The sequence below is a fragment of the Lentzea cavernae genome, assembly GCF_014653695.1.
In the GTDB taxonomy this organism is placed as follows: Bacteria; Actinomycetota; Actinomycetes; order Mycobacteriales; family Pseudonocardiaceae; genus Lentzea; species Lentzea cavernae.
The window spans coordinates 788,665-803,566 of sequence record NZ_BNAR01000002.1 but is presented as its reverse complement, the minus strand read 5'-3'; the positions used below and the strand labels follow the sequence as shown (position 1 = coordinate 803,566).

Genomic DNA, 14,902 nt, shown 5'->3' with positions numbered 1-14,902 from the left:
CGCAGGAGGAGACGAAGGCTCTTCTCCTACCGCGGTAGGAGAAACGTGTCGATCGGCGGTGTCGCCTAGACTTCGTGCATGTCTCGTGCCGGACGATCCGCGTGATCCGCGTGCTGCTGGTCGACGACCAGCCGATGGTGCGGGCGGGGCTCGGCCTGGTGCTGCGCAGCCAGCCGGACATCCAGGTCGCGGGCGAACGTGACGACGGCAGCCACATCGTGAGCGCCGTGCAGCAGTGCGAGCCCGACGTGGTGTGCATGGACGTCCGCATGCCCGGCACCGACGGCGTCGAGGCGACGAGGGCGCTGCGCGCGGCGGGCGGCCCGCCGGTGTGCGTCCTCACGACGTTCAGCGACGACGACGTGCTGTGGGCGGCGGTCGACGCCGGGGCGGCGGGCTTCGAGCTGAAGTCGTCGACCCCGGAGAACCTGATCGAGGCCGTGCGCACCGTGGCGTCCGGCGGCACCTGGATCGACGGCACGCTGCTCGGGCCGATCCTCGACTCCTACCGCCGCCTCGCGCGCCCCGGCCACCGTCCCGCCCGGCTCGCGGCCCTCACCGACCGCGAGCTGGAGGTGTTGCGGCTGATGGCCCGCGGCGCCTCCAACCGGGAGATCGCCGCGCACCTCAGCGTCGCGGAGACCACGGTGAAGACGCACGTGGGCACGGTGTTCTCGAAGCTCGGCGCCCGCGATCGCGCCGCGGCCATCGTGTTCGCCTACGACTCGGGGTTCGTGCGGCCCGGCGGCTGAGGTGGCTCGGCTGTTGTTCGTGGTGTCGTCGGCGACGGTGAAGAAGCACGTGGGCACGGTGTTCTCGAAGCACGGCGGCCACCCCGCGGCCATCGTGTACGCCTACGACTCGGGCTTCGTCCGGCCCGGCGGCTGAGCTCACCCGTCCTTCGCGGTCGTCACCTCGACCACGGTGACGCGCACCCCCGCGGCCCGGATCGCCGCCACCGCCGCGGGATCGGCGGACAGGTCGGTGATGACGTCGTGCACGTCGTGGATGTCGGCGATGCGCGCGAGGGTGGCCTTGCCGAGCTTGCTGCCGTCGGCCATCACGATCACGCGCTGGGCGCGGGCCAGCATCGCGCGGTTGGTGCGCGCCTCGTTCTCGTCGTGCGTGGTGATGCCCGCGGAGGCGTCGATGCCGTCGACACCGATGAACGCGGTGCCGATGCTGATCGACGCCAGCACGTGCTCCGCCCACGGCCCCACCAGTTCGTAGGAACGCGGTCTCGCCACGCCGCCGACCACGACGAGTTTGTGCCGCGGGTGCATCGCCATCTCCATCGCGATGTTCAGCGCGTTCGTCACCACGGTCAGGTCGGCTCTGCCGGGCAGTCCCTTCGCGAGCTCCGTCGTGGTGGAACCTCCTGTCAGGGCGATGACGTGCGGCCCTGACGGCAGCAGGCGGACGGCCTCGCGCACGATGGCCCGTTTCGCGTCACGGGAGCGGCCTCCGCGGTACCGCACCGGCACCTCGTCGATGGCGCCGTGCGGTTTGGCTCCTCCGTGGGTCCTGATGAGCAGCCGTTGCTCCTCCAGCTGAGCCAGGTCGCGGCGCAGGGTGGCGGACGAGACGCCGAGGCGCGTGCCGAGTTCACCGACCTGCAGAGAACCGTTTTCCCGGAGCGCCCGGAGTATTTCGGACATGCGCTCGGCCCGCGTGGTGAGCCTTTTCCGCGTGCGGCCCTGGGGTGCGGAGGAATCCGTGGGATCGGCCATGCAGCGGAGCCTACGACAGTTCATCGCGGTGAGCGATTGTTCACCCGGATGATCGTCCTGAACTGGGAGGACACGGCGAAACGCTCACTCCGTTTGTTCATTTGAGCGCCGAACCTTGCCCCTCGCGCAGCGGCGGAAGTACGAATGCACCACTCGGGGAAAGCGCACCGGAATGCGTTTCGAAGTGCGCCGGTAATCGGAAGGCATCACATGACTGTGACTGGGCTCGGCGACAGCTGGACCGCGCGGGAGATCTGGCAGCAACCCACCACCTGGACGGCGGTGGCGGACGTGGTCGGGCACGTCAGGCCGCAGATCGAGGAGCTCCTCAGCGCGGCGTTGTTCGAGGCGAGTCCCCGGATCGTGCTGACCGGCGCCGGCACCTCGGCGTTCATCGGCGAGGTCGTGGCACCCGCTCTCGCACGGCACCTCGGCAGGCAGGTGGAGGCGATCGCCACCACGGAGATCGTCGCCGACCCGCGTGCGGTGGTCGTGGACGGGCGACCGGTGCTGCTGGTCTCGTTCGCGCGCAGCGGCAACAGCCCTGAATCGCTGGCCGCGGCAGAACTCCTGCACCGGCTCACGCCCGTGCGGCACCTCGTGATCACCTGCGACCCGCAGGGGCGGCTGGCCCAGCGGTGGTCCGGCGCCGAGAACGCCGTCGTGGTCGCACTGCCGGACGAGGTGAACGACCGCAGCTTCGCGATGACGTCGTCGTTCACCGGCATGGCACTGGCGGTGTTGCTGGCGTTCGGCCTCCACGTCGACGTGGAAGCGCTGGCGCGGGCGGGAACCGCTGTTCTCGGCGAGGCGGCGGACCGGGCGGCCGCGATCGCCGGTGGCAAGCCGGATCGCCTGGTGTACCTGGGTTCCGGGCCGTTGCGGGGACTGGCCAGGGAGGCCGCGCTCAAGTCCCTCGAGCTGACCCGCGGTCAGGTGGTCGGGATCGCCGAGTCGTCGCTGGGCTTCCGGCACGGCCCGAAGTCGGTGCTGGACGACCGCACGACCGCCGTCGTCTTCCTCTCCCCGGACGCGTATGCGCGCGCCTACGACGTGGACATCGCGCGGGAACTGGTGCTGGCACTCGGTCCTGAACGCGTGGTCGTGGTGGGAGAGGCGGACTCCGCCGAGTGCGGGGGAGCGCAGGTGTGGCCCGTGCCGGCCCTCGGGGATCCGTCCGCGTGGGCGCTGGTCGCCGTGATCGCGGCCCAGACCACGGCACTGGCCTGCTCGCTCGCGCTGGACCTGACGCCGGACAACCCGTTCCCCGGCGGCGAGGTGAACCGGGTGGTGCAGGGCGTGGTCATCCACGAGTTCCCAGAGGGAGTGAGCTGAGATGTTCCTCGGTGTCGACGGCGGGGGTACCAAGACGGCGTTCTGCCTGGTCGATCTCGACGGCGGGGTCGTGGCTGAGGCGCGCACCGCGAGCGTGTACTACCTCAGCGAGGGGATGCAGATCGTGGAACCCCTGCTGCGCCAGGGGATCAGCGAGGTCTGCGGCATCGCGGGCATCGCGGTGCAGGGCATCACCTACTCGTTCTTCGGGCTCCCCGCCTACGGGGAGATCAGCTCCGACGTGCCGGTGCTCGACGCGCTGCCCGCGAAGATCCTCGGCACCGCGGACTACCGGTGCGGCAACGACATGATCTGCGGCTGGGCCGGTTCGCTCGGCGCGGTCGACGGCATCAACGTCGTCGCGGGCACCGGCTCGATCGCCTACGGCGAGAACGCGGGCCGGCAGTGGCGCGGCGGTGGCTGGAGCGAGTTGTTCGGCGACGAGGGCTCGGGTTACTGGGTCGCGATCAACGGCCTCAACGCGTTCAGCCGCATGGTCGACGGACGGCTGCCGGCCGGGCCGCTCGTCGCCGAGATGCGTGCCGCGCTGGGCCTCGCCGCCGACTTCGACGCCATCGACGTCGTGGTGAACCAGTGGCACGGTGACCGCGGCAAGATCGCGAACCTGAGCAAGGTCGTCGTCCGGGCGGCCGACGCGGGGGACGCGGTCGCGGCGAACGTCCTCCGGCGAGCGGGGCAGGAGCTCGCGCTCCTCGTCGACGTCGGCCGCGGGGCACTGGAATTCGAGGCTTCACAACAGGTTCCGGTGTCGTACTCCGGCGGCATGTTCGGCTCGGCGCACGTGCTCACGGCGTTCCGCGAGTCGCTCACCCACGACTTCGACCTGCGCGCACCACTGCTGGAACCGCACGTCGGCGCCGCACTCCACGCGGCACGCCTGCACGGACATCCCCTGCGGGCAGAGCACATCCACACACCCGCAGCGCTCTCCCTCTGAGGAGCCGAAATGACCGGATCCGGCGTGTCCCCCTCCCTCCGCTCGAACAGCTGGATCCCGTACGCGGGACTGCTGGTGCTGTTCTGGGGCGTGTGGGGAGCCTTCTCCGCCCTGCCCACCAAGCTCTACTCCTACCCCGACCCGATGATCTACGTCGTGTGGGCGCTGACGATGATCATCCCCGCATGGGTCTCGTTGCGCGGCAAGAGGTTCGACCGCGGCCGCACCGCCGCCGGGTACGGCCTGCTGATCGGGCTCACCGGAGCAGGCGGCCAGCTGCTGCTGTTCAAGGCGCTCACCATCGGACCCGCGTACGTCATCTTCCCGATCGTCGCGCTGTCCCCGGCGATCACCGTCCTGATGGCCTTCGGCCTGCTGCGCGAACGGCTCGGCGCCCTGTCGTGGACGGGTGTGGTGCTCGCGCTCGTGGCCGTCGTGCTCTTCTCCGTCTCCACCGGGGAGTCCGGTGACAACGGGTGGTTCTACCTGCTGCTCGCGGTGCTGGTGTGCGTGGCCTGGGGCGTGCAGGCGTTCTACATGCGCAAGGCGGCGGTGGCCGGTGTCGACGACGCGTCGACGTTCGGCTGGATGACGATCAGCGGCCTCGTCCTGATCCCGGTGGCGCTGCTGATGATGGGCGGCCTGCCGCTGGACTTCCCGTGGCAGGCTCCCGCCCTCACGGCGGGAACGCAGATCCTGAACGCCGTCGGCGCGCTGTTCCTCGTGATGGCCATGAGCCGAGGCAAGGCCTCGATCGTCGCGCCTGTCACGAACGCGCTGGCGCCCGTGCTCACCATCGTGCTCTCGCTGCTCGTGTTCGGCGCGCAGCCCAGCGTGTTCCAGGTGACGGGCATCGTGCTGGCGCTGGCCGGCTCGACGCTGATGGTCTACCGCGCCGAGAAGAGCAGCGAAGCGGTTCCGACGTGACGGACCGGATCATCACCGTCACGCTCAACCCCGCCATCGACGTGACGTACCGGGTGGACGCCCTGCGCGTCGGCGAGACCGTGCGGGTGCCGGAGGTGCGGTCGCGGTCCGGTGGCAAGGGAGTGAACGTCGCGGCCGTGGTCAACGCGCTGGGAGGCACCAGTCTCGCGCTCGCGCTGACCACGACCGCGGCACCGGACGAGTTCCGCTCCGGCCTCGAGGAGCTGAGGATCACCCACCGGCTCGTGCCCGCGCTCGCCTCGGTGCGGCGGACGGTGGCGGTCGTCGCCGGTGACGGCACCACGACCATGTTGCAGGAGAACGGTTCTCCGGCCTGCGAGGGCGCGGAGGCGGCGATCACCGCCGCGTTGCGCGACGAGCTCGAAAGCGGAGCGGGCGCGGTGGTCGTCTCCGGCAGCGTGCCCCGGGGCCTCGACCCGGCCGTGCCCGCCCGCCTGGCGAGGCTGTGCGCCCGGTTCCGGGTGCCGGTCATCACCGACGTGTCCGGGCCGGCTCTCCGCGCCGCCGCGGACAGCGGAGCGGTGCTGATGCCCAACCAGGACGAGCTGGCGGACCTCACCGGTGGCGGACGGACCGTCAGCGACCTGGTGTCCGGGGGAGCACCCGCCGTCGTGGCGACGGCGGGTGCCGGCGGCGCGACGGCCATGACCGCACACGGCACCTGGCAGGCCCGTCCGGCGGAGGTGGTCACCGGCAACCCGACCGGCGCCGGGGACGCGGCCGCCGCCGCACTGGCACTGCACCTCGCGGCGACGCGGGCCGTCGACTGGTCCGCCGCGCTCGCCGACGTGGTGGCCACGTCCGCGAGCGCGGTGCTGCGGCCGGTGGCGGGCGAGATCGACCTGGCGGCCAGAGCCCGCTGGATTCCACTGACGACGGTGAAGGAGATGCGATGAACTGGACGACGTTGCTCAGCGGCCTGCGGGCGGAACGACGCGCGGTGGGGGCGTTCAACGCGATCCTGATCGAGCACGCGGAGGCCATCGTGGCCGGCGCGGAACGCAGCGGGCTGCCGGTGATCCTGCAGATCTCGCAGAACGCCGTGCGCTACCACGGTTCCCTGGCGCCGTTCGCGCTCGCGTGCCTGCGGCTCGCCGAGGACGCGGCCGTGCCCGTGCTCGTCCACCTCGACCACGTGGAGGACGAGGACCTGATCCGCGAGGGACTCGACCTGGGCATCAGGTCGGTCATGTTCGACGCGGCCAAGCTGAGCTACGCCGAGAACGTCGAGAGGACGCGGGCCGTCGTCGAGCGCTGCCACGCCGGTGGAGCGCTCGTCGAGGCCGAACTCGGTGAGGTCGGCGGCAAGGACGGCGCGCACGCACCCGGTGTGCGCACCGATCCCGCCGAGGCCGCGGCGTTCGTCGCGGCGACCGGTGTCGACTCGCTCGCCGTGGCGGTCGGGTCGTCGCACGCCATGGCGGACCGGAGCGCGGTGCTCGACGAGGCCCTCATCGCGGCGCTCGCGAAGTCGGTTCCCGTGCCGCTGGTGCTGCACGGCTCGTCCGGTGTGCCGGACGACGGACTGCGCGGAGCCGTGGGTGCGGGCATCGTCAAGGTCAACGTCGGCACGCGGCTGAACCAGGTGCTGACCGAGGCGGTCCGCGCGGTGCTCGACGAGCGGGAGCTCCTCACCGACCCGCGCCGCTACCTCGCTCCCGGCCGGGACGCCGTGCGCGACGAGGTGGCCCGGCTGCTCACCGTGCTGGCGAACGCGGACTCACGAAGCGTTGCCGCCCGGCCGTGACAGCGCCGCCGACGCCAGCAACGAGAGCTTGCCGGCGTGCTCCGAGCCCGCCTCGGGGTGGTAGACGACCAGCATGACGCCCTCCGTGCCGGCGACGAGGTACTTCTCCCGGTTGAGCGTGATCTCACCGAGCTGCGGGTGGACGAATCGGACGGTGCCGCTCATCCGCGGGCGGACGTCGTGGCGTGCCCAGAGCTTCTGGAACAACGGGCTCGCCAGCGTGAGCTCACCGACGAGCTCGATGAACCGCGGGTCGTCGGTGCCGGTGCCGACGGCCTGCCGGAATCCCGCGATCAGGTAGGCCGCGGCCGTCTCCCAGTCCTGGAACATCTCCTGCTCCTCCGGGTCGAGGAACACGTCCCGCAGCCGGTTGGCGCCCGCGGTCAGCCGGGGCGAGAGGGCCGTCGCCAACGGGTTCGCGGCGAGCACGTCGAGGTAGCGGCCCTCGACGAACGCCGGGAATGGCAGCATCGCCAGGAGTTTGGCCGTGCCGGCGGGAACGGTCTCCCGTCGCGCGCGACGGCGTCTGCGGGGTTTGTCGGCGGCGAGTCCGAACAGGTACTCGCGCATGTCGTCGTCCAGGTGCAGCACTGCGGCGAGGGATTCGAGGACCTGCAACGAGGGATGGCGGTCGCGCCCGCGTTCGAGCCGCAGGTAGTAGTCGGCGCTGATGCCCGCGAGCATCGCCACCTCCTCGCGGCGCAGCCCGGGAACCCGCCGCACCCCGTGCACGGGGATGCCCGCGTGCTCGGGCGTGACGAGCTCGCGCCGGGCCCGCAGGAACGCGCCGAGCAGGTTCGGATCGTCGGTCATGCCCCCACCGTAGGGCGGCGGGGCGGGCGCTGAGGGGTCCTGTCACTCCCCAGGCTGACGAGGGCTCTGGCTGGTGCGCACGTCCGGGCGAAACATCGTCCTCGTCAGCACCAACCCGCACGTGACGAGGGAAAGTGATCGAGATGCCGAACGTTCTGGTGACCGGGGGCTCGGGCTTCATCGCAGGCCACGTCGTGCTGCAGCTGCTTGCGGAGGGCCACCGGGTCCGGACCACCGTCCGCTCGCTGGACAAGGAGAACACCGTCCGCGCCGTGCTCGCCGACGCGGGCCTCGCCGACGACTCGGCGCTGAGCTTCGTGGCCGCCGACCTGACCGCGGACGAGGGCTGGGCCGAGGCCGTCGCCGGCTGCGAGTACGTGATGCACGTGGCCTCGCCCGTGCACCTGCAGAAGGTCGGGAACGACGACGACGTCATCGTTCCCGCACGGGACGGCACCCTGCGCGTGCTGCGTGCTGCCCGTGACGCGGGTGTGCGGCGGGTGGTGCTCACGTCGGCGTTCCACGCGGTGGGGTTCGGACATCCGCACTCGCACGGGACGTTCACCGAAGAGGACTGGACCGTCCTCGACGGACCGGGTGTCGACGCCTACGGCAAGAGCAAGACCCTGGCCGAACGCGCCGCGTGGGACTTCGTCGCCGCGCGGGGACGCGGGATGGAGCTGGTCGCGATGCTGCCGGTGGCGGTCATGGGCCCGGTGATGGGCGAGGCGGTCTCCGGCTCGAACCACGTGGTGCGGCGCATCCTCGACGGCGACATGCCCGGCTACCCGAACATGTGGATGCCGATCGTGGACGTCCGCGACGTCGCCACCGCGCACGTCCTCGCCATGACCGCGCCCGAGGCGGCCGGCCGGCGCATCCTCGTCGCAAGTGGACAGTCGATCGCGTTGAAGGAGGTCGGCGCGCTGCTGAAGGCGAACCTCGGCGGCGCGGCGAAGCACGTCCCCACGCGGACGTTGCCCGACTTCGTGGTCAGGCTCGCCGCTCGCTTCAACCCCGAGTTCCGTTCCGTGGCCGCCGACCTCGGGTTCGTGAAGGACGTGTCCACGGTGCAGGCGCGCCGCCTGCTGGGCTGGCAGCCCCGCCCGGCGCGGGACGCCGTTGTCGCGGCCGGGCGGAGCATGGTCGAGAAGGCGCTCGTCAAAGGCCTTCGGTGATCAGGCTCGCGGCCCGTTCCGCGATCGCGATCACGGTCGCGTAGGTGTTGGACGACGGGATCCGCGGGATCACCGAGGCGTCCGCGATCCGCAGGCCCTCGACGCCGTGCACGCGGAGATCGTGGTCCACCACCGACATCTCGTCCACGCCCAGCTTGCACGTGCCGACGTAGTGGTAGTACGGCGCCGCCGTCGCCCGGATGTAGGCCTCGCCGCCCGTCTCGGCCTCCTCGCCACGCCACGGCGTGAGGGCGTTCGCCGCGCCGATCTCGCGCACCAGCCGCAGTCCGTTCACCATCGCGGTCATGTCCCGCTCATCGGTGAGATAGCGCGGAGCCAGCGCGACTCCCCCGTCGGACAGGCGGAGTCGTCCGCGGCTGTGCGGGGTCATCAGCGAGAGCACGATGAGGTAGGAGTCTTCGCCCGTCGGGGACAGGGTGGTCTGCAGGTCCGCGGCGTCCAGTCCGGGATCGCTGCGCAGCAGCCCGAGCACCTCGACGTTGTTGTACGAGCTCGCCGGCACCGGTCGTGCGCTGCTGTACATCACGTAGGAGAGGGGGTGGTCGTGCAGGTTCTCGCCGACACCGGGCAGGTCCGCGACGACGGCGACGCCCCTGTCGCGCAGGTGGCCTGCCGGTCCGAGCCCGCTGAGCATCATGAGCTGAGCGGTGCCGACCGTGCCCGCGCACAGCACCACCTCGGGGGCTTCGGCGCGGATCTGTTGCCCGCCAACGGTGTACTCGACGCCGGTGGCCCGGTGTCCGTCGAGCACCACGCGCTGGACCACCGCGTCCGTGACCACGTCGAGGTTGGGCTGTGAGCGCAGGTAGACGTCGGCGGCGCTCTGCCTGGCCCCGGCGACGATGTTCAGGTCGACCCAGCCGGCGCCCTCCTCCAGGCCTCCGCTGATGTCCGTCGCGAGCCGGTGCCCCGCCTCGGCGGCCGCGTCCAGGAACGCCGCCGCCGTCGGGTGCTGCTGCTCGGCAGGGGCGACCTGCAGCGGGCCGCCGACGCCGCGCAGGGCCGGGTCGCGGGCAGGAGCGTGTTCGCTGCGCCGGAAGAACGGCAGCAGGTCGTCGAACTCCCAGCCCTTGCCCCAGTCGTAGCTGCTCCGGTGGCCGCGGGCGAAGATCATCCCGTTGATGCTGGACGAGCCGCCCAGCGCTTTTCCGCGCGGCCAGGCGAGAGTCCTGCCCAGCTCCGGTTCCGGCAGGGTGGTGTCCTGCCAGTCCGCTTCGGAGCCGAGCAGCGACATCCACCTGTTCGGCGCCGTGGTCGGCGGGGACGCGCTGCCCGCCTCCAGCACCAGCACGCGGACGTTCGCGTTCTCGGCCAGGCGCGCGGCGACCACGCACCCCGCGCTGCCACCACCGACCACGATGCAGTCGTACTCGCTCACGTTCAGGAGACCTCTGGGATCAGTAGGTGCCGCAGGTCCGTCGCGTACTTGCGGATGAGGGATCGGGACAGGTGGGGGATGCCGCCCGGGCCGAGGCCGGCTTTCCGGACGGCCTCGCGGAAGCGGTCCGACGGCACGTCCGAACCGGGAACCGCCGGTTCCTGCTCCCGGAAGCCGTGCAGCAGCGGGAGGATCGAATGCTGCCGCCGGGACTCGGGCAGGGAGCGCAGGGCGGCTTCGACGCGGACGAGCCAGTCGCCGTGGTCCGCGACGCGCTCGATGCCGTGGCCGTCCTCGACGAGCCAGTCGACGACCGTGTCGAGCGAGATCCCGTCGTCGTGCGGGTTGACCAGGCTGAAGGTCCGGTACCCGGAGGTGCCCGGCCCCAGCGCGACGACTGACGCCGCGGTGAAGTCGACGGGCAGGCCGTCGTAGTGGGCCCGCTCGCCGCGGTAGAAGGATCGCGGGGCCACGCCCGTCGCGAGGAGGCTGAACACCAAGCGGCTGAACATGTCCTGCGCGTTCAGCTGCCCGGCGAACCTGCTGTGCGCCAGGATCATGGAGGAGCGGAACACCGTCACCGGCAGGCCGCACAACTCGTGCGCCTCCCGCAGCAGCACCTCTCCCGCCCACTTGCTCGTCGTGTAGCCGCTCGCGTACCCGTCGTCGACGGGCTGGACCGGCAGCGCGGTGCGCACGTCGGAGTCCTCGTCGAGGGGCTGCCCCTCGTGCGAACGGGACACCGCCACGCTGGAGATGCAGGTGATCGGCTTCAGGCGGGCGGTCAGGGCGAGGCGGACGACCTCCGCGGTGCCGAGGACGTTGGCGTCGAACAGGTGCCGGTAGGGCAGCACGTGGTTCACCGAGGCCCCGGCGTGGACGATCAGGTCCACCTCGCCGGTCAGCCGTTCCCACGTCGTCTCGTCCAGGCCCAGTCCCGGCTCGGCGATGTCTCCCGCCAGCACCTCCAGGTGCTCCGCGGCCAGCTTCTCGAAGGTGCGCGTCAGGTCGGGGTCTTCGCTGCCGAACGCGTCGGTCAGGCGCTGCCTCGCGGCCTCCAGGTCCTCGCCGCGGACCACGACGATCAGCCTGCCGCCGGCCGGAGCCAGCCGCTGCAACCATTCCAGGGTGAGGAAGCGGCCCAGGTATCCGCTCGCCCCGGTCAGCAGGACGTGGCGGGGCTCCCCGGACGGGAGGGGGAGGTGGCGGGCACCGTCCAGGGTCTGCGCGTCGATGAACCGGTCGAGGGTGAGGTCACCGGCACGCACCTCGGAGGCGTTTTCGCCGTGCACGGAAGCGAAAGCGGGCCGTGCCGTCGTGGCCGAGCGCTTGGCCTCGACGTGGGCGGCCAGCTGCCGCAGGTCGTGCGCGGGGCTGACGATGACGTCGACCGGGACCCGGACGCCGAAGGTGTCGTGCAGCAGGTTCGACAGCGACACCGCGGACAGCGAGTCGCCGCCCAGGTCGCGGAAGTGCGCGGACGGGCTCACCTCGGCCGTCGAGTCCGCCAGCAACGCCCGCACGGCCCGTTGGACGGTCTCCAGCACCGGCTGATCACGGCCGGTGCGGCTCAGGTCGAGCAGCTCCTGGGCCTCGCGGGCCGCGATGTCGGCGTACAACTGCTCGAGGCGTTCGCCGTACCGCTGCACGAGCTTGGGCCACAACAACTTCCGCTGGTCCGACAGCAGGCCGTTGGCCTGGCTGAACGGCTCGGTCTCGACCAGCAGGCCACGGGGGATCTCGTACGACTTCAGGCCCGTGTCCTTCGCGATCTGCCGGAACGACTCGGTCAGCAGATCTCCCAGGCGCTCTTCCCCGTGCCGTTCCAGGGCGTCCTCGGTGGGCACGACGACGGCGAGCAGGTAGGAGCGCTCGCTGTTGCCGTAGACGAAGATCTGCCTCACCAGCGGGCCGGCGGCGAAGATGGACTCCAACCGGGCGACGGCCACGAACTCGCCCTGGGACAGCTTGAGAACGCTCTTGAGGCGGTCGATGACGGCGATGCGGCGCGGACCGAGTTCCGCGACGATGTCGCCGGTCTTGTAGAAACCGTCCTCGTCGAAGAGCGCCGCCGTCAGCTCGGGTTGCTTGTAATAACCGGGAATCCCGCCCGACCTCACCCGCAGCTCGCCGCGCGGGTGCGGGGAATCGGTGCGGAAGTAGCCGAGCTCGGGCACGTCGGCCAGCTTGTAGTCGAGCACGGGCGGGTTCGTCAGGGTGCCGTTGACGGCGATGCCCGGGATCTCCGTGGAGCCGTACAGGTCGTACAGCGGAACGCCGAGCAGCGACTCGACGAACTCGGTGAGCGCGGCCGACAGCGGCGCGGAGCCGCAGGTGGCCCAGGAGACGCGCCCTCCGAGGACGTCCTCGCGCAGACGTGCGAGGACCTCGGCCGGGTCGGCGCCGGACCGGTCGAGTTCGCTCCGGTAGCGCTGGTGGAGCATCTCGCACACGCGCGGCACCAGCGACAGCTCGGTGGGCCGCACGAGAGCGATGTCGTCGAAGAACGTCGAGAGGTCGCTGCTGGCGGTGAAGCAGACGGTGCCACCGCGTGCCAGCGTGTTCGTCAGCGTGAAGTGGCCGGCGATGTGGCTCAGCGGCGTGTAGTGGACGATGACCAGGCCCCCCTCCGGGGTCCTGCTCGCACGGTCCTCCCACGTCACCGCGGCCAGCCGCTCGGTGTAGATCGCGCCCTTGGGCGTCCCGGTGCTCCCCGAGGTGTACACGAGCATCGCCAGCGGATCTTCGTCGTCGGCGGGAACGTGCGGCGGCGCCTCGGGCCGGGTGGAGCCGAGAACCTCCTGCAGCGCAACGACCTCCACGTCCCGCGCGGCCAGAGCGGTGCGGGCGGCGGCGAACCGCTCCGCGTGGTCGTCGGCGCGCGGGTCGTGGTCGAACACCACCAGCCGCCGGACCGAGGGAGCGTGCAGGACCAGTTCGGTCGCCACGTCCAGGCGCTCGGTGCTCGCGGCGACGAGGACCGGCTCGGTCTCCGCCACGATGGACGCCAGCGTCTCGACCGAAGCGCCGCTCTGCAGCGGAACGTTGACGGCGCCCAGCTGGATGCACGCCAACGTCAGCGTCGCGTGGTCCCGGCTCGCGAAGCCGATGAGGGCGACCCGGTCACCCGCGACCACAGGACGCCGCGGGTGGTGGTGCCACTCGCTCGCCACGGCGCGGATGCGGCTCCACAGCTCCCGGTAGGTGGTCGTCTCGTAGCGGGGCGACAGCCGGGCCGACACGCGGCCCGTCCGGGCGTCCCGCACGAACTCCCTCGCGCGCTCGCCGACCGCGGGCCGTTCCCCGTAGCGCTCGAAGACGTCCGCCATCACCTGCGCAAGTCGCAATGTCATCTCCGCGGAAATGGGAACGTCACCGAAATCGCGACACTAGCAGCAGCCGGTCGGGCCGTCACGCGGTCCGGAACGCGATTGGGCTTTTTGATAAGCATCATTGCGGCGACCGGCCGTCCTTGATAGGGATTTCAGGAGGACTCCGGCAATCAAGGACGTATCCATGGACCGCGATTCCGCCCTTTTGGAACTCGACGACGCGTTCGTGCAGGACCCCTACTCGGTGTACGCGAAGCTCAACGCGGAAGGCTCGGCGCACCGGGTGCGGATGCCTCCCGGCGTCCCGCTCGTCGGCGGGCTCCCGGTCTGGGTGATCACCGGGTACGACGCCGTGCGGTCGGCGCTGGCGGACCCCCGGCTGAGCACCGACCTGAACAGGATCGACGGGCTCTTCGCGCAGAAGGAACCGGACCGCGGCAAGCGCGGCGGGTTCTCCTCGATCATCGCCAGCCACATGCTGCACAGGGACCAGCCCGACCACACCAGGTTGCGCAAGCTCGTGAGCAAGGCCTTCACCGGCCGCGCCATCGCGGCGCTCCGGCCGGAGGTCCAGAGGATCACCGACGGCCTGGTCGCCGCCCTCGCCGACCGGGACGACGACGTGGTGGACCTGCTGGACGCCTTCGCGTTCCCCCTGCCGATCCGGGTGATCTGCCTGCTGCTCGGCGTCCCGGTCGAGGAGCAGGAGAACTTCAAGTCCTGGTCCGCGGCACTGGTCTCCGGCAACTCCCCGGAGGAGGCCACCGCCGCCGCGTCCGCCGTGGCGGAGTACCTCTTCGAGCTGATCGAACGCAAGCGCGGCGGGACCGGTGACGACCTGCTCACCGCCCTGGTCGCGGCGCGCGACGTCGACGACCGGCTGACCGAGACCGAACTGGTCTCGACCGCGTACCTGCTGTTCGTCGCCGGGTTCGAGACCACCCTCAACGCCCTGGGCAACGGCACTCTGCACCTGATGGGGAACCTGGAGCAGTGGGAGGCGCTGCGCGAGGACCGCACCCTCCTGCCCGGCGCGGTCGAGGAGTTCCTGCGGCTGGAGAGCCCGCTCAAGCACGCGACCTTCCGCTGCGCGCGGGAGTCGCTGACCGTCGGTGACACCGAGATCCCGGCAGGCGACTTCGTGCTGCTGGCGATCGCCTCCGCCAACCGCGACCCGGAGCGCTTCGCCGAACCGCACGAGCTGGACGTCCGCCGGCCCGCCGCGGGCCACCTGGCCTTCGGGCACGGCATCCACCACTGCCTCGGGGCGCCGCTGGCGCGCGTGGAGGTGCAGATGGCGTTCAACGCCCTGCTCGACGCGTTCCCCGCCATGAGGCTCGCCGCCGATCCCGGGGACCTGCGGTGGCGCAACAGCACGATCATTCGCGGGCTCGATTCACTGCCGGTGCGGCTGAACCACCGTTAGACGATTTCCCCCATCTCCGGAAAAGGTGCGGCTGAC

13 protein-coding genes are annotated in these 14,902 nt (G+C 71.2%); 9 read left to right on the top strand and 4 right to left on the bottom strand.

Annotated elements, in window-relative coordinates:
- Positions 1 to 74: 74 nt before the first annotated feature.
- Complete coding sequence (locus IE307_RS09660) at positions 75 to 752, top strand: response regulator (protein ID WP_268250348.1); 678 nt, start codon at positions 75 to 77, stop codon at positions 750 to 752.
- 1 nt (position 753) lies between these two features.
- A complete protein-coding gene (locus IE307_RS47250; RefSeq protein ID WP_268250347.1) occupies positions 754 to 888 on the top strand; it encodes a helix-turn-helix domain-containing protein in 135 nt (44 codons plus the stop codon).
- Positions 889 to 890: 2 nt separating this feature from the next.
- On the opposite strand, the gene IE307_RS09655 is transcribed toward IE307_RS47250, so the two are convergent.
- Positions 891 to 1,730, bottom strand: coding sequence for a DeoR/GlpR family DNA-binding transcription regulator (locus tag IE307_RS09655; RefSeq protein ID WP_191297495.1), 840 nt, complete (start codon positions 1,728 to 1,730; stop codon positions 891 to 893).
- A gap of 210 nt (positions 1,731 to 1,940) precedes the next feature.
- Here IE307_RS09655 and IE307_RS09650 point away from each other — a divergent pair, with 210 nt between their 5' ends.
- The 5 genes from IE307_RS09650 to IE307_RS09630 are packed head-to-tail and all read left to right on the top strand — an operon-like array spanning position 1,941 to position 6,718.
- Positions 1,941 to 3,065: an SIS domain-containing protein gene (locus IE307_RS09650; RefSeq protein ID WP_191297494.1), complete on the top strand. Its 1,125-nt coding sequence runs from the start codon at positions 1,941 to 1,943 to the stop codon at positions 3,063 to 3,065.
- Position 3,066: 1 nt separating this feature from the next.
- The gene (locus tag IE307_RS09645; RefSeq protein WP_191297493.1) at positions 3,067 to 4,023 is read left to right on the top strand and encodes an N-acetylglucosamine kinase; all 957 of its coding nucleotides are present in this window, start codon (positions 3,067 to 3,069) and stop codon (positions 4,021 to 4,023) included.
- A gap of 9 nt (positions 4,024 to 4,032) precedes the next feature.
- Entirely contained in the window at positions 4,033 to 4,950 is a 918-nt protein-coding gene (locus IE307_RS09640; protein WP_191297492.1) for a DMT family transporter, read from the top strand.
- On the top strand, positions 4,947 to 5,867 hold the full coding sequence (locus IE307_RS09635; RefSeq protein WP_191297491.1) for a 1-phosphofructokinase family hexose kinase: 921 nt from the start codon (positions 4,947 to 4,949) through the stop codon (positions 5,865 to 5,867). Before IE307_RS09640 ends, IE307_RS09635 begins: the two co-directional genes overlap by 4 nt.
- Entirely contained in the window at positions 5,864 to 6,718 is an 855-nt protein-coding gene (locus IE307_RS09630) for a class II fructose-bisphosphate aldolase (RefSeq protein WP_191297490.1), read from the top strand. Before IE307_RS09635 ends, IE307_RS09630 begins: the two co-directional genes overlap by 4 nt.
- On the opposite strand, the gene IE307_RS09625 is transcribed toward IE307_RS09630, so the two are convergent.
- Entirely contained in the window at positions 6,692 to 7,531 is an 840-nt protein-coding gene (locus IE307_RS09625; RefSeq protein WP_191297489.1) for a helix-turn-helix transcriptional regulator, read from the bottom strand. The two genes, IE307_RS09630 and IE307_RS09625, sit on opposite strands and share 27 nt — an antisense overlap.
- A 143-nt stretch (positions 7,532 to 7,674) precedes the next feature.
- Here IE307_RS09625 and IE307_RS09620 point away from each other — a divergent pair, with 143 nt between their 5' ends.
- The gene (locus tag IE307_RS09620) at positions 7,675 to 8,709 is read left to right on the top strand and encodes an SDR family oxidoreductase (protein WP_191297488.1); all 1,035 of its coding nucleotides are present in this window, start codon (positions 7,675 to 7,677) and stop codon (positions 8,707 to 8,709) included.
- Here the strand turns inward: IE307_RS09620 and IE307_RS09615 are convergent.
- Together IE307_RS09615 and car are read right to left on the bottom strand one after the other, a co-directional pair.
- Positions 8,693 to 10,108: a GMC family oxidoreductase gene (locus IE307_RS09615; RefSeq protein ID WP_191297487.1), complete on the bottom strand. Its 1,416-nt coding sequence runs from the start codon at positions 10,106 to 10,108 to the stop codon at positions 8,693 to 8,695. The genes IE307_RS09620 and IE307_RS09615 overlap by 17 nt on opposite strands.
- Before the next feature lie 2 nt (positions 10,109 to 10,110).
- Entirely contained in the window at positions 10,111 to 13,461 is a 3,351-nt protein-coding gene (gene car, locus IE307_RS09610) for a carboxylic acid reductase (protein WP_229904557.1), read from the bottom strand.
- Positions 13,462 to 13,624: 163 nt separating this feature from the next.
- Here car and IE307_RS09605 point away from each other — a divergent pair, with 163 nt between their 5' ends.
- Entirely contained in the window at positions 13,625 to 14,866 is a 1,242-nt protein-coding gene (locus IE307_RS09605) for a cytochrome P450 family protein (protein WP_191297486.1), read from the top strand.
- The last annotated feature ends 36 nt before the right edge of the window (positions 14,867 to 14,902 follow it).

Coding starts and splice junctions, on each gene's coding strand:
- IE307_RS09655 (WP_191297495.1), bottom strand. CDS start 1,730: ATGGCCGATCCCACGGATTCCTCCGCACCCCAGGGCCGCACGCGGAAA.
- car (WP_229904557.1), bottom strand. CDS start 13,461: ATGACATTGCGACTTGCGCAGGTGATGGCGGACGTCTTCGAGCGCTAC.
- IE307_RS09650 (WP_191297494.1), top strand. CDS start 1,941: ATGACTGTGACTGGGCTCGGCGACAGCTGGACCGCGCGGGAGATCTGG.
- IE307_RS09645 (WP_191297493.1), top strand. CDS start 3,067: ATGTTCCTCGGTGTCGACGGCGGGGGTACCAAGACGGCGTTCTGCCTG.
- IE307_RS09630 (WP_191297490.1), top strand. CDS start 5,864: ATGAACTGGACGACGTTGCTCAGCGGCCTGCGGGCGGAACGACGCGCG.
- IE307_RS09640 (WP_191297492.1), top strand. CDS start 4,033: ATGACCGGATCCGGCGTGTCCCCCTCCCTCCGCTCGAACAGCTGGATC.
- IE307_RS09605 (WP_191297486.1), top strand. CDS start 13,625: ATGGACCGCGATTCCGCCCTTTTGGAACTCGACGACGCGTTCGTGCAG.
- IE307_RS09625 (WP_191297489.1), bottom strand. CDS start 7,531: ATGACCGACGATCCGAACCTGCTCGGCGCGTTCCTGCGGGCCCGGCGC.
- IE307_RS09620 (WP_191297488.1), top strand. CDS start 7,675: ATGCCGAACGTTCTGGTGACCGGGGGCTCGGGCTTCATCGCAGGCCAC.